We start from the raw sequence: 20,027 nt of genomic DNA on the forward strand, positions 1-20,027 counted from the left end.
ACATCGGCGGGGACGCGGGCCGGGTGCGCCCGTCCGGTCGGTCAGCCCTTGGCCTGCGCCTGGAGCTGCCGGAGGTTGTTCAACTCGCTCTGCTGGGTGGCCTTCATGGTGTTCGCCACCCGTACCACCTCGGCGTTGTCGGTCGCGCCGAGCGCCGCGTCGATCATGTGGATGCCGCCCAGGTGGTGTGCGTACATCAGGGCCAGGAACTGCCGGTCGACCTCGATGCCCTGAGCGTTGCGCAGGTCGGTCATCTGTTGCGGCGTGGCCATGCCCGGCATCAGGCCGTCCTTGACGGTGGCCCCGTCGGACATCCACGACATCGGCGGGTTCGACCCGGTCGGGCTGAGGCCCCATTCGCGCAGCCAGGTCTGCATCGCGCCGATTTCACCCTGCTGCCCGGTGGCGATGTCGACGGCGATCTGCCGTACCTCGGGGAGAGTTGCCGACCGGTACGCGATCAGGCTCATCTCGACCGCCTGCGCGTGGTGGGTCGTCATGTCCCGGGCGAAGCCCGCCTCGACCGAGGCGTCACCGGGGCGGGTGAGCCGCGGGGTGAGCAGACCGCCGGCATACCCGAGGAGGAGCCCCACCACCAGCATGATGGCGAGCGCCAGCACGCCGTAGCGCGACGCCGGGGCCCGGCCGCCCTCGTCCGGGGCGGCCGGGATCTCGTCGTACTCGCTGTCGGTGGTTGCCGGAGCGGTCATTGCCGTCCTTACTGGGTGGGCTGCTGCTGCTGGAGCTCACGCGGCGTGGTGCCGGTGGCGGTGATGCCGGTGTTGCAGAGCGCCGTCGGGCCCTCGACGGAGGCGTTCACCCGCAGGTCCTTGATGAACTCGTCGATCCGCGAGTCGTCGGCGTTGTCGAGCTTGAGCTGGTAGCCCCAGGCCTGCAGCGAGATCGGCTTGTCCAGCCCCTCGTACGGGCTCATCAGCATCTTCTCGACGCCGCGCACCTTGCCGGCGAGCTTGTCGACCTGGTCCTTGGGCAGGTCCGGGCGGTAGGTGATCCAGACCGCGCCGTGCTCCAGGCTGTGCACCGCGTGCTCGCTGGCGATCGGGGCGTCGTAGACGTCGCCCATGCAGTTCTGCCAGGCGGCGTTGTGCACCCCACCCACCGGCGGCGAGTACTTGTAGGTCAGCGGGCCCGCCTTGTGCGACTCGTACTTCAGGCTTTCCGGGTCGGACTTGCGGATGTTGGTGATGCCGTCGATGGCGTTGGCCCGCTTGTCCCATGGCTTGGAGCCCTGGAACGACGCCCAGGCGCCGTACCCGATGATGCCGGCCGCGAGCACGCCCACCGCGACGAAGAGCGCGATCGGCCCCCACGCGCGGCCCTGGCTCACCTTGACCGGGGTGACCGGCTTGCGCGGGCCCTTGCCACCGGCGCGGGGGGAGCCCGCCGGCTTGCCGGAACCGGCCTTGGCGCCGGACGCCGGCCGGCCCGCGGCCGGCTTCTTGCCGGTGCTGACCACGGTCGGGCGGCGCTCAGGGCCACCCGGGGTGCTGATGCTCATCGTGCCTCGTCAAGTCGGTCGGTCAGGGGAGTGGCGGGCCGGATGACGCGCAGGGGAGCCGCCGAGTGCCCGAGTCTACCCCCGATAACATGGTTGGGTGACTCCTGCAGAACTAGCCTCGGTCGTCCTTGCCGCCGCCCACGCCGTCTTCGAGCAGCGTGGGCTCGACCGCGCCGCGCTGCCGGCGAGCACGGTGGTGGAGCGACCGCGCAACCCCGAGCACGGCGACTACGCCTCGACGCTCGCGCTGCAGTTGAGCAAGAAGGTGGGCGTCCCGCCCCGGGAGCTGGCTACGGCCCTGGCCGACGAGCTGGGCCGGGCAGCGGGTGTCAAATCGGTGGAAATCGCCGGGCCGGGCTTCCTGAACATCCGGCTCGACGCCGCCGCGGCCGGTCAGCTCGCGCGGGTGATCGTCGAGGCCGGCGCCGAGTACGGCCGCAGTGACCGGCTCGCCGGCGAGAAGATCAACCTGGAGTTCGTCTCGGCCAACCCGACCGGGCCGGTGCACATCGGCGGGGTCCGTTGGGCGGCCGTCGGTGACGCGCTGAGCCGGCTGCTGCGGGCCACCGGTGCCGACGTCGGCACGGAGTACTACTTCAACGACGCCGGTTCGCAGATCGACCGGTTCGCCCGGTCGCTGCTCGCCGCCGCCAAGGGTGAGCCGGCGCCGGACGACGGCTACGGCGGGGCGTACATCGCCGAGATCGCCAGTGAGGTGCAGGCCCGCCGGCCGGAGGTGCGCTCGCTCGACGACGCCGCCGCCCAGGAGGTCTTCCGGGTCGAGGGCGTCGCGCTGATGTTCGACGAGATTCGCACCTCGTTGCGCGACTTCGGGGTGGAGTTCGACACCTACTTCAACGAGAAGGACCTGCACGACCGGGGTGAGCTGGACCTGGCGTTGAACCGGCTGCGCGCGCAGGGGCACCTCTACGAGTCCGAGGGCGCCACCTGGCTGCGCACCACCGACTTCGGCGACGACAAGGACCGGGTGCTGCGCAAGTCCAACGGGGAGTGGACGTACTTCGCCGCGGACTGCGCCTACTACCTGGACAAGCGCGAGCGCGGCTTCGAGCGGGTCGTGATCATGCTGGGCGCCGACCACCACGGCTACATCGGCCGGATGAAGGCGATGTCCGCGTGCTTCGGCGACGACCCGGAGCGCAACCTGGAGATCCTCATCGGGCAGCTGGTCAACCTCCTGCGGGACGGCGCCCCGATGCGGATGAGTAAGCGGGCCGGCACCGTGATCACCCTGGAGGACCTGGTCGACGCGATCGGCGTGGACGCCTCCCGGTACGCGTTGGCCCGCTACTCCAGCGACTCCCCGATCGACATCGACATCGAGCTGTGGACCCGGGCGACCCGCGACAACCCGGTCTACTACGTGCAGTACGTCGCAGCCCGCACCGCGAGCGTGGGCCGTAACGCCGCCGAGGTGGGGCTGACCCGGGGCGACGCGGACGCGTTCCGGCCCGAGCTGCTCGCCAACGAGAAGGAGAACGAGCTGCTCAAGGCGCTCGCCGGGTTCCCCGCCACGGTCGCAACGGCGGCCGAGCTGCGGGGCCCGCACCGGGTGGCCCGCTACCTGGAGGACCTGGCCGGGGCCTATCACCGCTTCTACGACGAGTGCCGGATCCTGCCGCGCGGTGACGAGGAGGCCACCGACCTGCACCGCGCTCGGCTCTGGCTCAACGACGCCACCCGCACGGTGATCGCCAACGGCCTGTACCTGCTCGGCGTCTCCGCACCCGAGAGGATGTGACATGAGGGCTCATGAGGCTGGTGCGCTGCACGCGGACATCAGCAACCGGGAGCCGGCCTGGCTGCGTACCCCGGAGGACGTCAACGCCCTCATGCCGGCGCTGTGGCCGCGGTCGGTGACGCGCGGCGCCGACGGCGCGGTCGCCGTCGCGGGCCTGAGCGTCCGCGACATCGCGGCCGAGTTCGGCACCCCGGTGTACGTCCTGGACGAGGCGGACCTGCGCTCGCGCTGCCGGGACTTCCGGGCGGCCTTCCCGACCGAGGACGTCTTCTACGCGGGCAAGGCGTTCCTCTGCCGCGCGGTGGTCCGGATGATCGCCGAGGAGGGGTTGCACCTGGACGTCTGCACCGGTGGTGAGCTGGCCACGGCGCTCTCGGCCGGAATGCCGCCGGAGCGGATCGGCTTCCACGGCAACAACAAGTCGGTCGCCGAGCTGGGCCGGGCGCTGGACGCCGGGGTGGGCCGGATCATCGTCGACTCGTTCACCGAGATCGACCGGCTCACCGCGCTGGCCCGTGAGCGCGGGGTCCGGCCCCGGGTGCTGGTCCGGGTCACGGTGGGCGTCGAGGCGCACACCCACGAGTTCATCGCCACCGCCCACGAGGACCAGAAGTTCGGCTTCTCGCTGGCCGGTGGCGCGGCCGCGAACGCCGCGTTCAAGATCCTCGACGAGGGTGTGCTGGAGCTGCGCGGTCTGCACTCACACATCGGCTCGCAGATCTTCGACGCCAGCGGCTTCGAGGTCTCCGCCCGTCGGGTGCTCGCCCTGCAGGCGCAGATCCGCGACGCGCGCGGGGTGGAGCTTCCCGAGCTGGACCTGGGCGGCGGCTTCGGCATCGCGTACACCTCGCAGGACGACCCGGCGACCCCGCAGGATCTGGCCAAGCGACTTCGCAAGATCGTCGACTCGGAGTGCGCGGCGGAGAACCTGGCCGTGCCGCACCTGTCGATCGAGCCGGGCCGGGCCATCGTCGGGCCGGCCGTGTTCACCCTCTACGAGGTCGGCACGGTCAAGGACCTCGACGGCCTCCGGACGTACGTCAGCGTCGACGGCGGGATGAGCGACAACATCCGCACCGCCCTCTACGACGCGTCCTACTCGGCCACGCTGGCCTCGCGGGCCTCCGACGCGCAGCCGTTGCTCGCCCGCGTGGTGGGAAAGCACTGTGAGTCCGGGGACATCGTGGTGAAGGATGAATTCCTGCCCGCCGACGTGCAGCCCGGAGATCTTGTCGCGGTGCCCGGCACCGGTGCCTACTGCCGAAGCATGGCCAGCAACTACAACCATGTGCCCCGGCCACCGGTCGTCGCGGTGCGTGACGGCCAGGCGCGCCTGATCGTCCGGCGGGAAACCGAAGAGGACCTGCTCGCTTTGGATGTGGGATGACGTCACCTGTGCGCTTGGCGCTGCTCGGCTGCGGCACGGTCGGCCAGGAGGTGGTCCGGCTGCTGCACGAGCAGTCGGCCGACCTGGCAGCGCGGATCGGCGCTCCGCTGGAGATCGCCGGCATCGCCGTCCGTCGGCTCGGCCGGGACCGGGGTGACCTGCCGGTCGACGAGGACCTGTTCACCACCGACGCGCTCGGCCTGATCAAGCGCGACGACGTGGACGTCGTGATCGAGGTGATCGGCGGCATCGAACCGGCCCGCAGCTGGCTGGTCGAGGCGCTGCGCGCCGGCAAGAGCGTGGTCACCGCCAACAAGGCGCTGCTCGCCGAGGACGGCGTGACCCTGCACGAGGCGGCCGCCGAGGGCGGCGGCGACCTCTACTACGAGGCGTCCGTGGCCGGGGCCATCCCGCTGCTGCGCCCGCTGCGGGAGTCGCTGCACGGCGATCGGATCAACCGGGTCACCGGCATCGTCAACGGCACCACCAACTTCATCCTCTCCGCGATGGACGCGACCGGCGCCGGCTTCGCCGAGGCCCTCGAAGAGGCCACCGCTCTGGGGTACGCGGAGGCCGACCCGACCGCCGACGTGGAGGGCTTCGACGCGGCGGCGAAGGCGGCGATCCTCGCCTCCCTGGCGTTCCACACCCGGGTCGGCGCCGCCGACGTGCACCGCGAGGGCATCACCGAGGTGACCGCCGCGGACATGGCCAGCGCCCAGGCGATGGGCTGCACCATCAAACTGCTCTGCATCGCGGCCCGCGGCGTCGACCCCACCGGCCGGGAGACGGTCAGCGTGCGGGTGCACCCGGCGATGATCCCGCGCAGCCACCCGCTGGCCAGCGTCGGCGACGCGTTCAACGCGGTCTTCGTGGAGGCGGACGCGGCCGGGCAACTGATGTTCTACGGTCGGGGCGCCGGCGGCGCGCCCACCGCCAGCGCGGTGCTCGGTGACGTGGTCGCGGTGTCCCGCAACCGACTCGCCGGGGTGCGCGCGGCCAGCGAGAGCGCGTACGCGGACCTCGCGGTCCGGCCGATGGGTGAGGCGTTGACCCGCTACCACGTGAGCCTCGACGTGGCCGACCGCCCGGGTGTGCTGGCGTCGGTGGCGAGCGTGTTCGCCCGGCACGACGTGTCGATCGCGACCGTGCGGCAGGGCTCGGCGGGCGGGCCGGCGGGCCGTGACGGCGACGCCGAGCTGGTCATCGTGACGCATGTGGCGCCGGACGCCGCGCTCGCCGCGACCGTCGGCGAGCTGCGTGGTCTGGACATTGTCCGGTCGGTGACCAGTGTGCTGCGGGTCGAGGGCGACGCCTGAGTCGTTGCATCATCGACGGGACGACTCGCGCGTCCCGCCAGGTGGGTAAGCCGGGGTGTGCCATCGACCACTGCGGCAGGCTGGTCCAGGGTGGCCCTGATGCTCGGGTGGGCGCGGCGGTAGAGGCGAGGAGAACGACATGTGGCGGGGTCTGATCGAGGCGTACCGGGATCGGCTGCCGGTCACCGCGGCCACGCCGGTCGTCACGCTGCACGAGGGGAACACCCCGCTGTTGCCGGCGCCGGTGCTGTCCGCCCGGCTCGGTTGCGACGTGCACCTCAAGGTGGAGGGCGCCAATCCGACCGGCTCCTTCAAGGACCGGGGGATGACCCTCGCGGTGTCCAAGGCGGTCGAGGCCGGCAACAAGGCCATCATCTGCGCCTCCACCGGCAACACCAGCGCCTCCGCCGCGGCGTACGCGGCCCGGGCCGGGTTGACCTGCGCCGTGCTGGTGCCGCAGGGCAAGATCGCGTTGGGCAAGCTGGCCCAGGCGCTGGTGCACGGCGCGAAGCTGCTCCAGGTGAGTGGCAACTTCGACGACTGCCTCGCGACGGCCGCCAAGCTCGCCCAGGACTACCCGGTCGCGTTGGTCAACTCGGTCAACATCGACCGGCTGCACGGCCAGAAGACCGCCGCCTTCGAGATCGTCGAGGCGCTCGGTGACGCGCCCGACATCCACTGCCTGCCGGTCGGCAACGCCGGCAACATCTCCGCGTACTGGATGGGGTATTCGGAGGAGCTGGCCGCCGGCGCCACCACCCGGACGCCGAAGATGTACGGCTTCCAGGCCGCCGGGGCGGCCCCGATCGTGACCGGCCAGGTGGTGCCGGAGCCGTCGACCATCGCCACCGCGATCCGGATCGGCAACCCGGCGAGCTGGACCAAGGCACTGGATGCCCGGGACGCCTCCGGGGGCCTGATCGAGTCGGTGACCGACCGGGAGATCCTCTCCGCGTACCGGCTGCTCGCCCGTGAGGTGGGGGTCTTCGTCGAGCTGGGCAGCGCGGCCAGCGTGGCCGGCCTGTTGCAGCAGGCCGCGGCGGGCGCGGTGCCGCCCGGTTCCACGGTGGTCTGCACGGTGACCGGCCACGGGCTGAAGGACCCGGAGTGGGCGATCTCGACCGCGCCGGCGCCGTTGACCATCGCGAACGACCCGCTGGCCGCGGCCCGCGCCCTCGACCTGGCCTGAACGCGCCACCGTCCGGGTGGTGATCGACGGCGGGTAGGCGGCCCGCGGGACGGCCCGGGGGCGGCGGGGGTCGAGGTATGCGAGTCCGGCACACTTTCGGGTATCCCCGCCCGCATTCTCGTTCAGGAGTGAGCCAGGCCGATGTCGCTGCTCGCCAGATTCAGCCTCGCCAACCGAGGGCTGATCGCCCTCATCGCGGTGGTGACCACGGTGTTCGGAGCGTTCGCCGTGCCGTCGCTGAAGCAGCAACTGCTGCCGTCGCTCGAGTTCCCGGCCGCGTTCATCGTGGCCCCCTACCCAGGCGCCGGCCCCGAGATCGTCGAGTCCCAGGTGACCGAGCCGATCGAGAACGCCCTCCAGGGCATCCCCGGGCTGGACAAGGTCACCTCCACGTCCCGCGAGGGCGCGGCCACCGTCCAGGTGACGTACGAGTTCGGGACCGACCTCGACGACGTGGTCAACAAGATGCAGACCGCGCTGAGCCGGATCGACGCCCAGCTGCCGGAGAGCGTCGACCCGCAGGTCATCGCGGGTAGCACCGACGACCTCCCGGCGGTGGTGCTGGCCGCGGCCGGCGCGGCGGACGAGCGGGCGCTCGCGGAGAAGCTGCGCGCCACGGTGGTGCCGGAGCTGGAGGGCATCGAGGGGGTACGCACGGTCGAGGTGACCGGCACCCGCGATGACGTCGTGGTGGTCACCCCGGACCCGGCGAAGCTGGCCGCTGCGAAGATCCAGCCGACGGCGATCGGCGCGGCGCTGAAGACCAACGGCGTGGCGGTTCCGGCCGGCGCGGTGACCGACGGTTCGCTGGCCCTCCCGGTGCAGGTCGGCACGCCGATCGACACCCTGGAGGAGCTGCGCGGCATCGTGGTCGCCCCGGCTGCGGCACCCGTCCGCCTCGGTGACGTGGCGACGGTCGAGCAGCAGCTCGCACCGGCCACGGCGATCACCCGCACCAACGGCAAGGACAGCCTCGGTATCGCGGTCACCGCGGCGCCGGACGGCAACGCCGTGCAGATCTCGCACGAGATCCGCGACCGGCTCGACGACCTGAAGGACGCCTCCGGCGCGGAGCTGACCGTGGTCTTCGACCAGGCGCCGTTCGTCGAGAAGTCGATCGAGTCGCTGACCACGGAGGGCCTGCTGGGCCTGGTGATGGCGGTCATCGTCATCCTGGTCTTCCTGCTGTCGGTGCGCTCGACGGTGGTCACCGCGGTCTCCATCCCGCTCTCCGTGCTGGTGGCGCTGATCGCCCTGTGGATCGGTGACTACTCGCTCAACCTGCTCACCCTCGGCGCGTTGACCATCGCGGTCGGTCGGGTGGTGGACGACTCGATCGTGGTGTTGGAGAACATCAAACGACACCTGGAGTACGGCGAGGAGAAGCGGCACGCCATCATCACCGGCGTCCGGGAGGTGGCCGGTGCGGTGACCGCGTCCACCCTCACCACGGTGGCGGTGTTCGCGCCGATCGCGTTGGTCGGCGGGTTCGTGGGCCAGCTCTTCGCGCCGTTCGCGATCACCGTGACGGTGGCCCTGCTCGCCTCGCTGCTGGTGTCGCTGACCGTGATCCCGGTCCTCGCGTACTGGTTCCTCAAGCCGCGCGGCGGCACCGCGGACGACGAGGCGGTACGGCACGCCGCCGAGGAGAAGGAGCTGCGCAGCCCGTTGCAGCGGGCGTACCTGCCGGTGATCGGGTTCGCCACCCGCAAGCGGTCGACCCGTTGGATCACCGTCGGGCTCGGCCTGCTGGTGCTCTTCGGCACGTTCGGTCTGGCGCAGAAGTTGGAGACCAACTTCCTGGACGACTCCGGCCAGGACACCCTCAACATGAGCCAGGAGCTGCCGGCCGGCAGTGGCCTGGCGGCCACCGACGCGGCGGCCAAGCAGGTCGAGTCGGTGCTGTCCCGCACCGGGGGCGTCGAGACGTACCAGGTGACCGCGGGCGGTGGGGACAACCCGTGGGCGGGCGGCGGCGGCAACAACGTCGCCAGCTGGTCGCTGGCGCTCGACGGTGACACCGACGCCAAGCAGATGCGTGAGGTGCTGCGCAAGGAGTTCGACAAGCTCGGCGCCGGTGTGGGTGAGATCAGCTTCGGTGGCGGGCAGGAGGCGTCGACCAGCCAGCTGGAGGTGATCGTCCAGGCCAGCGACCCGGAGGTGTTGACCCGGGCCGCCGAGGAGGCGCGGGCCGCGATGGCCGGCGTGCCGGACGTCGAGGACGTCTCCACCAGCCTGGCCGCGCGGGTGCCGCGGGTCGACGTGACGGTCGACCGGGTCGCCGCCGGTCGGGTCGGGCTCACCGAGGCCGCCGTGGGGCAGCTCGTGTCGCAGGCGTTCCGGGGAGCGCCGCTGGGCCAGGTCGCGCTCGACGGTCAGCAGCAGAACGTGGTGCTGCGGTTGGGCACGCAGCCGCCGGTGACCGTCGAGGAGTTGCGGGCGCTGCCGGTGGGTCCGGTCAAGCTGGACGACATCGCGGACGTCACGCAGGGTGAGGGTCCGCAGCAGGTCACCCGGATCGACGGTGAGCGCAGCGTGTCGGTTACCGGCGCGGCGACCGGCTCGAACCTGGGCGCGACCAGCAAGGAGTTGCAGAAGCGGCTGGACGGCATCAACGTGCCGGGCGCGAGCTTCACCATCGGTGGTGTCAGCGCGGATCAGGCGGATGCCTTCGCGGACCTGGGCCTGGCGGTGCTGGCCGCCATCGCGATCGTCTTCCTGATCATGGTGGCCACGTTCCGCAGCCTCACCCAGGCACTGATCCTGCTGATCTCCATCCCGTTCGCGGCTACCGGTGCGATCGGCCTGCTGTTGGTCACCGGGACGCCGCTCGGCGTGCCGGCGCTGATCGGCGTGTTGATGCTGGTCGGCATCGTGGTGACCAACGCGATCGTGTTGCTCGACCTGATCAACCAGTACCGGGCGCAGGGCATGGGGGTCCGGGAGGCGGTGGTCGAAGGTGGCCGTCGCCGGCTGCGCCCGATCCTGATGACGGCGGTGGCGACCATCTTCGCGCTGCTGCCGATGGCGTTCGGGTTGACCGGTGAGGGCGGATTCATCTCTCAGCCGCTGGCGGTCGTGGTGATCGGTGGTCTGCTCAGCTCGACGCTGCTCACGCTGATCCTGGTGCCGACGCTGTACTCGATGGTGGAGCACACCAAGGAGTCCCTGCGGGCCAGGCGTGCACGGCGGCGCTCCGGGGGGTCGACGGTGACCGCGACGGAGACGGACGAGGCGCCAGCCCCGAACCAGGTCGCGGTGCCGAGCGGCGCGCCCGCCCCGGCTGCGACCGAGGGTGCGCAGCCGGCCGGCCGACCCGCGCCGTCGGCCGCGTTGGTGGAGGGCACGGACCAGTTCGAGGTGCTGCGGCTGCCCCGTAGCCGCACCTCGCCGCTGCCTCCGGCGGAGCCCACCGAGTAGGTCGGAACGCGGTTCGGAACGCCCCCGGCGGATTTTCGCCGGGGGCGTTCAGGCTTTATCCGACCGAAAACACTCCGACTCGACGGACCCGCACTTTGTGTAACTTCTTGCATACTCCTCGTGGGTGGGCGGGAGGTGTGGGTGAAGCGGGGCGGACGGATGGCCGAGGGCGCGCGCGGGTGGGGTCGACGCGACCTGCTGCGCGGTGGCCTGCTGGTGGCGGGCGGTGTGGCCCTCGGCGCGGGGACGTCCGAGGCGCGCTGGATCACCCGTCATCGGGTGCCGATCGCCGGTGGCTCGGCCAGCACCACCTTCGGTAACGGCCAGCAGGATGTCGGCCCCGGCGCGCTGGAGGTCTTCTGGTCCGGGCGGACCAACCAGCGCCTGGTGGCCCTCACCTTCGACGACGGCCCCGCACCACAGTGGACCCCGATGGTCCTCGACACCCTGGCCCAGCACCGGGTTCCGGCCACCTTCTTCATGGTCGGGGCGCAGGTCCGCCGGCACGCCGACGTCGTCCGCGACCGGCTCGCCGAGCACGAGGTGGGCAACCACAGCTGGGACCACCGGGACCTGGCCGAGATGGACACCGCCGAGGCGTACGACGACCTGCGCCGCAGCCACGACGCCATCACCGAGCTGACCGGCGCGCCGCCGGCGCTCCTCCGCCCGCCGTACGGCCACCTGGGCGGGGCGGTGCTGCACGCGGCGGCCCGGTTGGACTATCGGCTGGTGCTCTGGTCGTTGCAGATGGTGGAGCGCGAGTTCCCCGGCGATCCGGCCGGCCACGCCCAGCGGATCGTGGCCGACGTCCGACCGGGAACGATCGTGCTGGGCCACGATGTGGGGGCGCGGCGGCGACTGGTCGCACTGCGCGGCCTGACCGACATGATCAACGGGCTTCGGTCGCGCGGTTACACATTCGTCACGGTCTCGGCGCTGCTGGGAGCGGGTGTGGGTCCGACACCGACGGGGTAGGGTCGCGCTCCGTGGCGTCCACCCTCTCGGTTCTGACCGGCAATCGGAGCTTCCGCAACCTGTTCTTCGCCGAGCTGGTGGTCTTCGGCGCCGACTGGTTCGTCATGGTGCCGCTGCTGGTGCTGCTGCCGCACCTGACCGGCAGCGGCGTCTGGGGCGCGCTGGTGTTGGCGGTGGACACCGGCATCGTGGCGTTGCTGCTGCCGTACACCGGCACGATCGCCGACCGCTTCGACCGCCGGAAGATCATGATCGCCGCGAACGTGGCCGCGCTGGCGGGCGTACTGCTGCTGCTCGGCGTGCGGAACGCCGGGACGGCGTGGCTGGCGCTTGTCGCGATCGGCGTGGTGGCGGTCGCCAAGGCGTTCTACTCGCCCGCCGCCCAGGCCGCGCTGCCCAACGTGCTGGAGCCGCACGAACTCGCCGCGGGCAACGCCGTCGCCGGCTCGGCCTGGGGCACCATGACCGTGGTCGGTGCCTCGCTGGGCGGCGTGCTCAGCACCGCTGCCGGCCCGTACGTCTGCTTCTGGGTGGCGGCGGCGGGCCTGGCGGTGGCCGCCGGCCTCGCCACCCGGATCCGCCGGCCGTTGCAGGCGCCCCGGGACGCCGACCAACCCGCCCAGCGGACCTGGTCGGCCGTCCGCGAGGCGCTCGGCTACATCGGTCACCGCCCCCGGGTGCTCGCCCTGGTCACGGTGAAGTCGGCGGTGGGCCTGGGCAACGGCGTGCTGACCGTCTTTCCGCTGCTCGCCGGTGTGTACGGTGTCGGCCCGCTCGGCGCCGGCCTGCTCTTCGCGGTACGCGGCGCGGGAGCGTTGGTGGGGCCGATCCTGATGCGCCGGGTGCTGACCAACCGGGCCTGGCTGCTGCCCGGGCTCGCGCTGTCCATGTCGCTCTACGGCCTGTCCTACCTGGGCACCTCGGTGGTGCGCTGGTTCCCGCTGGTGCTGCTGCTGGTCTTCGTGGCGCACTTCGCGGGTGGCAGCAACTGGGTGATGTCGAACTTCGCTCTGCAGGGCGAAGTCCCGGACCGGTTGCGGGGCCGCGTCTTCGCCACCGACATGATGCTGGCGACGCTCGCGATCTCGGTGAGCCAACTGGCGGTGGCCCTGGTGGTGGACACGGTCGACGAACGGGTGGTGCTCGCCGGCTGCGGTCTGATCACCCTCGTGTACGCGGTCGGCTGGCGGATCGCCACCCGCCGGCTCTCGCTCACCGATCCGGCCGCCGAGCCGGTCCCGGACCCGACCGGCTGAACTCGGCGGTCCCAGGCAGCGGGCGCGGCGCCGGTTCGTCGGTGCCGAGCCCTAGCATGAGCGCGTGCCGACGAACTTCACCGCCGGGCCGGTCCGGGTCCGGGTTCCCGCGACCAGCGCCAACCTGGGCCCGGGCTTCGACGCGCTGGGTCTCGCCCTCGGGCTCTACGACGACGTGGCCGCCGAGGTCGGGTCGGGCGGTGTCCGGGTGACCGTGACCGGGCAGGGGGCCGGTGAGCTGCCCGACGACGACCGGCATCTGGTGGTGCGGGCCATGCGCGCCGCGTTCGACGTGCTCGGGGCCCACCCCGACGGGCTGAGCGTGGAGTGCGTCAACCGGATCCCCCAGGCGCGCGGGCTGGGCTCCTCGTCCGCCGCGATCGTCGCCGGGGTGCTGCTGGCCCGTGCCCTCGTCGCCGACGGGGAGCACCGCCTCGACGACGCCGGCGCGCTCCGGCTGGCCGCCGAGATCGAGGGCCACCCCGACAATGTGGCGCCGTGCCTGCTCGGCGGGTTCACCGTGGCCTGGTCCGAGCCGGGCGGTGCCCGGGCGGTGTCGCTGCCGGTCGCCGACGCGGTGCGGCCCACCGTCTTCGTCCCGTCGGAGCGCGGTTTGACCGCGACCGCGCGGGCGGCTCTGCCGGCAACCGTGCCGCATGGCGACGCCGCGTTGACCGCGGGGCGGGCCGCGCTGCTGGTGCACGCGCTCACCACGGCCCCGACCCTGCTGCTGCCGGCCACCGTCGACCGGCTCCACCAGGATTACCGCGCAGCCGGGATGCCCGGCACATCTGCCCTGGTCAGCGCGTTGCGAGGGGTCGGTGTGGCAGCTGTGGTCAGTGGGGCGGGGCCCACCGTCCTGGCGCTCAGCGAGCCGCCAACGGGCTTCCCAGTGGGAACAGACTGGGAGATCTGGCAGTTACCGATAGACGTCAGCGGCGCGCGGGTCGCGCGGGGTAGACTTGGACACGCCGAGCGGGACCCTGTTGCCGCAGGTCGGAAGAGTTGATTACGCTCTAGACCTAGCACAGCCGCGAAGCACGCGATCTCCTGCGGGGCGGCGCACCCCCGAAGCTCTCGGCGGTCAGCCCGTCTACCCCTGCCAAAGGCCCACGCCGCACCGCAGTTTCCACAGGTCGCCGCAGACGGCGAGACCTGCTCACCGACGTTGGTGAGTCGGGATACCGACCGGCTGCTGTGTCACAGACTCCCGCGACGCGTCCTTGCGAGGCGGGTGCACCGAGGCCGCCCGGCCACCTGAGCTCCGACTCCGGGCAGTCCCGGCCTTATCGAGGGAAGGAATCCATTGAGCGACACCACCGACGTGACGTCGGATGTTTCCAACGTCGCTGGCGATGCCACCGCCGCCGCTCCCGCCCGTCGTCGGCGTAGCGGCACCGGTCTGTCGGCGATGCTGCTGCCAGAGCTGCAGAGCCTGGCTGCGTCGCTCGGCATCTCCGGCACGGCTCGCATGCGCAAGGGCGAGCTGATCGCCGCGATTTCCGAGCGGCAGGGCGGCAACGCCGCCGGGACCCCTCGACCACGGGCCGAGGTCGCGGCCGCGGCCGCGGCCGCCCCGACCCGTGAGGGAGTGCGTGCCGAGGTGCGGGAGACCGCCGACCGGCCGGCAGCCGAGGGGCGCGGTGCCGAGCAGGCGCCGGCCGAGCCGGCCGCCGAGACCGAGGGCCGTAGCCGCACCCGGCGGAGCCGGACCGCAACGGCGGAGGCCCGTGCCACCGAAGCGCGCCCCGCTGAGGCGCGTGCGACCGAGACGCGTGCGACTGAGACGCGTGCGACTGAGACGCGTGCGACTGAGACGACGCGTACCGACGAGGCGGAAGCCGGCGAGCGGGCCGACCGTGGCGAGAACCGCCGCGACCGGGCCGAGCGTCCGGAGCGCGCCGAGCGGACCGACCGGGGCGAGCGTCCGGAGCGCGCCGAGCGTGCCGACCGGGGCGAGCGTGCCGATCGCGGCGAGCGGACCGAGCGTGCCGACCGGGGTGAGCGTGCCGACCGGGGTGAGCGGGGCGAGCGTGCCGATCGTGGCGAGCGTGCCGATCGTGGCGAGCGCAACGACCGGGGTGAGCGTGCCGATCGTGGCGAGCGCAACGACCGGGGTGAGCGTGCCGATCGTGGCGAGCGTGCCGATCGTGGCGAGCGTGCCGAGCGCAACGACCGACCCGACCGCGGTGACCGCAACGACCGCAACGACCGCAACGACCGTGGTCAGCGGGCCGAGCGGGACAGCGACGACGACGACGAGGGCGGCGGCCGGCGCGGCCGGCGCAGCCGTTTCCGGGACCGTCGCCGCGGGCGCGGCGAGCGCACCGAGACCGGTGCCGACACCGGCGGGCGTGAGCCGCAGGTCAACGAGGACGACGTGCTCGTCCCGGTGGCCGGCATCATCGACGTGCTCGACAACTACGCCTTCGTGCGGACGACCGGTTACCTCGCCGGCCCGAACGACGTGTACGTCTCGATGTCCCAGATCAAGAAGTACGGCCTGCGCCGCGGTGACGCGATCACCGGTGCGGTCCGGGCGGCCCGCGAGGGCGGCAACAGCGGCGACCAGCGGCGCGACAAGTACAACCCGCTGATGCGGCTGGACACGATCAACGGGATGGAGCCGGAGGAGGCGCGGCGTCGTCCGGAGTTCTACAAGCTCACTCCGCTCTACCCGCAGGAGCGCCTGCGGTTGGAGACCGAGCCGCACATCCTGACCACCCGGGTCATCGACCTGGTCATGCCGATCGGCAAGGGCCAGCGGGCACTCATCCAGTCTCCGCCCAAGGCGGGTAAGACGATGGTGCTGCAGGCGATCGCGAACGCGATCACCCGCAACAACCCGGAGTGCCACCTGATGGTGGTGCTGGTGGACGAGCGGCCCGAAGAGGTCACCGACATGCAGCGGTCGATCAAGGGCGAGGTCATCGCGGCCACGTTCGACCGTCCGCCGCAGGACCACACCACGGTGGCGGAGCTGGCCATCGAGCGGGCCAAGCGCCTAGTCGAGCTTGGGCACGACGTCGTCGTGCTGCTCGACTCGGTGACCCGGCTCGGTCGGTCGTACAACCTGGCGGCGCCGGCCAGCGGCCGGATCATGTCGGGTGGTATCGACTCCACCGCGCTCTACCCGCCGAAGCGCTTCCTCGGCGCGGCCCGCAACATCGAGAACGGCGGGTCGCTGACCATCATCGCCACGGCGCTGGTGGAGACCGGGTCCATGGCGGACACGGTCATCTTCGAGGAGTTCAAGGGCACCGGTAACGCCGAGTTGAAGCTGGACCGGAAGATCGCCGACAAGCGGACCTTCCCGGCCATCGACATCAACCCGTCCGGTACGCGTAAGGAAGAGGTCCTGCTCGCACCGGAAGAGCTGGCCATCATCCACAAGCTCCGGAAGGTGCTGCACTCGCTGGACTCGCAGGCCGCGATGGATCTTCTGCTGGACCGGCTCAAGCAGTCCCGCACGAACATCGAGTTCCTGATGCAGATCGCGAAGTCGACGCCGGGGGAGTAAACCTCCCCGGGTGACGACGAAGGGGCACGGCCATCTCGGCCGTGCCCCTTCGTCATGTCCCCGGGCCCGACGCCCGCGCCGGGGAGTTGATGGAATTTTCCTTCGGTTCAGTCGACAGGTATTGAAACTTCTATTCATGGCCGGGTTGACTGTCGTCCATGCGTACCCGCAGACGATCCGCCCGCCGCACCGGCGTCCTGCTGCTGACGCCGCTGCTCGCCCTGGCCCTGTCGCCGCCGGCCACTGCGGCTCCCACCATCGCCCCGCCCACCGTGGCCTCACCGTCCGTGGCCTCACCCACCATCGCGGAGGACGCGCCGCCCGCGTCCTCCCGCCCGGCCGGCTCGGTCAGTCTGGCCGCCGCCCCGACAGTCGCGACCGCCCCGACCGCCGGCACTGGTGGTCTGGAGCCGGCCGGCGGGCTGGAGACCACGAAGGCCACCCGGCCGGTGGCGCCCGGCGTGCAGTTGACGTCCTTCGACAGGTACGACGCCGAGGGTTGGCTGCGCGCCGACGCGCTCACCACCGACCTGGGCGGCGGCTCCACCGTCGACTACGTCAACTCCGGTGCGGTCAGCCGGGCCGAGCCACTGCGAAAGGCGGTGGACCAGTCGCGCGCGGTCGCCGCGGTCAACGGCGACTTCTTCGACATCAACAACTCCGGTGCCGCCCAGGGCGTCGGCGTCCGGGACGGGGAGCTGATCCAGTCCGGCGTCAGCGGTCACCGCAACGCGGTGGCGGTCACCACGAACGGCCTCGGGCGGGTGATCGAAGTGAACTTCGACGGCAGCGCCACCCTACCCACCGGGCCGGTCCCGCTGACCCAGTTCAACAACATGGTCCAGACCGACGGCATCGGTGCCTTCACCGACCTGTGGGGGACGTACACCCGGTCGCGTGCCGTGGAGGGCGCGGCCCGGGTGGTCGAGGTCACCGTGACCAACGGTCGGGTGGCCGCGGTGGGAAGCGTGGCCGGTAGCGGCCCGATCGCCGCCGGCAGCACCGTGCTGCTCGGCCGTGACCTCGGCGCGGACGCGCTGGCCGGCCTGCGCGCCGGTGACCCGGTGGCGGTGGCCTGGCGGCCGAAGCCCTCCGACGGCAGCCCTCTGCACGCGGCGGTCGGGGGCGGCAACGTCCTGGTCCGCGACGGCGTCGTGCAGACCATCGCCGATCCGACCCTCGCCCCCCGCACCGCTGTCGGGTTCAGCGCCGACGGTCGAAAGATGATCATGCTGACGGTGGACGGTCGTCAGGTCGACAGCCGCGGCGTGACGCAGACCGAGATGGGCCGGATGATGGCCGAGCTGGGCGCCCACCACGCGCTCAACCTGGATGGCGGCGGGTCGTCCACGCTGCTGGCCCGGGAGCCGGGCGCACCCGCCGTGCAGGTGGAGAACGGCCCCTCCGACGGCAGCGAACGGGCCGTGCCCAACGGCCTGGCCATCTACGCGCCGAAGGGCAGCGGGCGACTCACCGGCTACTGGGTCGAGACGGCCAGCGACCCCACCGCCGCCCCGGGTGTCTCACCGGTGCGAGGTGGGCGGCCCGACCGGGTCTTCCCGGGGCTGACCCGCACCCTCACCGCATCCGGCTACGACGAGACGTACGGCCCGGCGGCCGGCGCTCCCACCTGGCGGGCGACCCCGGCGGTACGCGGCCGGGTCGGCCGTGACGGTGTGTTCCACGCCGGCGCACCGGGGGCCAGCACGGTCACCGCCGCACGGGGGCGGGTCACCGGCTCGCTGGACCTCACCGTGCTCGGCCCGCTGGCCCGGATCGGCACCACCGTGCCGCGGGTCGGGCTGACCGGCCGGGACGGTGACGCCCTGGTCGGCGTGGTCGGGTACGACGCCGAAGGCAACACCGCGCCGATCGAGCCGGCCGACCTCACCATCGACTACGACCGGGACCTGCTGCGGATCACCCCCACCGGGGACGGCAACCTGTCCGTCGCCGCGTTGCGGGACACCGGCTCGGGCCTGGTGACCGTTCGCGTCGGCCGCACGAGCGTGGTCCTGCCGGTCACCGTCGGCCTGACCGACGTGCCGGTCGCCGGTTTCGACGACGCCGCTTCCTGGCGGTTCAGCCAGGCCCGCGCCAGCGGTTCGGTCGCCCCGGCGCCGGGCCACACCGGCACCGGCCTGCGCATGTCGTACGACTTCGGCCAGTCCACCGGCACCCGGGCCGCGTACGCCGACCCGCCCGCCTGGATCGAGGTGCCCGGTCAGCCGCAGGCCTTCGGGATGTGGATCCACGGCAACGGCACCGGGGAGTGGCCCAGCCTGCACCTGCACGACGCCCAGGACACCCAGCACGTGCTGCGCGGCCCACTGATCACCTGGACCGGCTGGCGGTACGTGGAGTTCGCGGTGCCGGCCGGGGTGCAGTACCCGGTGCGGGTACGCCGCTTCTACGTGGCCGAGACGAACGCCGCCGCGCAGTACACCAGCGAGGTGATCATCGACGACCTGGTGGCGAAGGTGCCCCCGACGGTCGACGTGCCGGAGGTGGCCTCGCGTACCGATCGGGTGGTGGTCCGCGACGGCACGGTGGACGGCGCGCCGTGGCGCTTCGCGGTGCTCTCCGACGCCCAGTTCGTCGCCGCCGACCCGGACAGCGACCTGGTCGCCCAGGCCCGGCGGACGTTGCGCGAGGTGCGGGCGGCCCGGCCGGACTTCCTCCTCATCAACGGCGACTTCGTGGACACCGCCTACCCGGCCGACTTCGCGCTGGCCCGGCGGATCCTCGACGAGGAGTTGGGCGATGCGCTGCCCTGGTACTACGTGCCCGGCAACCACGAGATCATGGGCGCCCCGATCAGCAACTTCGCCGCCGCGTTCGGTGCCACCTCCCGGGTGTTCGACCACAACGGCACCCGGTTCGTCACGCTGAACTCGTCCACCGGGACGCTGCGCGGCGGGGGCTTCGACCAGGTACGGATGCTCCGCGAGACGCTGGACGCGGCGGCCACCGACCGGCGCGTGGGCTCGGTCGTCGTCCTGCACCACCACCCGCCGCGCGACCCCAGCCCGGCGCAGGCCAGCCAGCTCGGCGACCGCAAGGAGGCGGCGCTGCTGGAGCAGTGGCTGGCCGACTTCCAGCACCGCACCGGCAAGGGCGCGCTGTTCGTGGGCGGGCATGTCGGCACCTTCCACGCCGACCGGGTGGACGGGGTGCCGTATGTGATCAACGGCAATGCGGGCAAGACGCCGTCCACCCCTGCCGACCAGGGCGGCTTCACCGGCTGGACGGAGTTCGGCGTGGACCCGGTGACCCCGGCCGAGGCGGACCGGGCCCGCCGTGACCCGCTCGCCGAGGGCCCGCGCTGGGTGGACGCGGAGTTCCACGCGCACGTCGACCGGCTCACGGTGGCCGCACCGGCCAGCGTCGTGGTCGGCACCCCCGCGGCGGTCACCGCCACGCTGACCCAGCCCGGCGGGCGTACGGTCCCGGTGGCCGCACCGGTCAGCGCCGACTGGTCGGCCTCGCCGGGAGTGCACGTCGGCTCGGCGGCCGGGGTGCGCCCCTGGCACACCGCCCGATTCGACCCGGCCACCGGCACCCTGACGGCACTGCGTACCGGCGCGCCGGTACGCCTGACGGTCGAGGTCAACGGCGCCCGTGCCGAGGCCACCATCACCGTCACCGGGTGAACCGTCCGGACGGGCCCCCACGCG

Annotated in this window: 12 protein-coding genes; 10 read left to right on the forward strand and 2 right to left on the reverse strand. The window is 72.2% G+C overall.

The window, feature by feature from the left end:
• Positions 1-41: 41 nt before the first annotated feature.
• Both ACIBD9_RS19165 and ACIBD9_RS19170 read right to left on the reverse strand, forming a co-directional pair.
• On the reverse strand, positions 42-710 hold the full coding sequence (locus tag ACIBD9_RS19165; RefSeq protein ID WP_396719331.1) for a DUF305 domain-containing protein: 669 nt from the start codon (positions 708-710) through the stop codon (positions 42-44).
• 8 nt (positions 711-718) lie between these two features.
• On the reverse strand, positions 719-1,519 hold the full coding sequence (locus ACIBD9_RS19170; RefSeq protein WP_396719333.1) for a DUF3105 domain-containing protein: 801 nt from the start codon (positions 1,517-1,519) through the stop codon (positions 719-721).
• A gap of 97 nt (positions 1,520-1,616) precedes the next feature.
• On the opposite strand from ACIBD9_RS19170, the gene argS reads away from it, so the two are divergent.
• From argS to ACIBD9_RS19220, 10 genes are all read left to right on the forward strand, one after another.
• Entirely contained in the window at positions 1,617-3,281 is a 1,665-nt protein-coding gene (gene argS, locus ACIBD9_RS19175) for an arginine--tRNA ligase (protein ID WP_396719335.1), read from the forward strand.
• Position 3,282: 1 nt separating this feature from the next.
• Positions 3,283-4,668 carry a diaminopimelate decarboxylase gene (lysA, locus tag ACIBD9_RS19180; RefSeq protein ID WP_396719337.1) on the forward strand — a complete coding sequence of 462 codons (1,386 nt, stop codon included), beginning with the start codon at positions 3,283-3,285 and terminating at the stop codon, positions 4,666-4,668.
• A gap of 8 nt (positions 4,669-4,676) precedes the next feature.
• Positions 4,677-5,987, forward strand: coding sequence for a homoserine dehydrogenase (locus ACIBD9_RS19185; RefSeq protein WP_387169506.1), 1,311 nt, complete (start codon positions 4,677-4,679; stop codon positions 5,985-5,987).
• Positions 5,988-6,126: 139 nt separating this feature from the next.
• Positions 6,127-7,176, forward strand: coding sequence for a threonine synthase (gene thrC / locus ACIBD9_RS19190; RefSeq protein ID WP_396719339.1), 1,050 nt, complete (start codon positions 6,127-6,129; stop codon positions 7,174-7,176).
• A gap of 141 nt (positions 7,177-7,317) precedes the next feature.
• Positions 7,318-10,596 carry an efflux RND transporter permease subunit gene (locus ACIBD9_RS19195; RefSeq protein WP_396719341.1) on the forward strand — a complete coding sequence of 1,093 codons (3,279 nt, stop codon included), beginning with the start codon at positions 7,318-7,320 and terminating at the stop codon, positions 10,594-10,596.
• 141 nt (positions 10,597-10,737) lie between these two features.
• Positions 10,738-11,574 (forward strand): polysaccharide deacetylase family protein, encoded by an 837-nt coding sequence (locus ACIBD9_RS19200; protein WP_396719343.1) that lies wholly within the window; start codon positions 10,738-10,740, stop codon positions 11,572-11,574.
• A gap of 11 nt (positions 11,575-11,585) precedes the next feature.
• A complete protein-coding gene (locus ACIBD9_RS19205) occupies positions 11,586-12,830 on the forward strand; it encodes an MFS transporter (RefSeq protein ID WP_387168631.1) in 1,245 nt (414 codons plus the stop codon).
• A gap of 64 nt (positions 12,831-12,894) precedes the next feature.
• On the forward strand, positions 12,895-13,839 hold the full coding sequence (thrB, locus tag ACIBD9_RS19210) for a homoserine kinase (protein WP_396719345.1): 945 nt from the start codon (positions 12,895-12,897) through the stop codon (positions 13,837-13,839).
• A gap of 297 nt (positions 13,840-14,136) precedes the next feature.
• Complete coding sequence (gene rho, locus ACIBD9_RS19215; RefSeq protein WP_396719347.1) at positions 14,137-16,350, forward strand: transcription termination factor Rho; 2,214 nt, start codon at positions 14,137-14,139, stop codon at positions 16,348-16,350.
• Positions 16,351-16,508: 158 nt separating this feature from the next.
• Positions 16,509-20,003, forward strand: coding sequence for a phosphodiester glycosidase family protein (locus ACIBD9_RS19220; protein WP_396719349.1), 3,495 nt, complete (start codon positions 16,509-16,511; stop codon positions 20,001-20,003).
• The last annotated feature ends 24 nt before the right edge of the window (positions 20,004-20,027 follow it).

This window comes from Micromonospora sp. NPDC050784 (assembly GCF_044456765.1).
Classification (GTDB): Bacteria; Actinomycetota; Actinomycetes; order Mycobacteriales; family Micromonosporaceae; genus Micromonospora; species Micromonospora foliorum.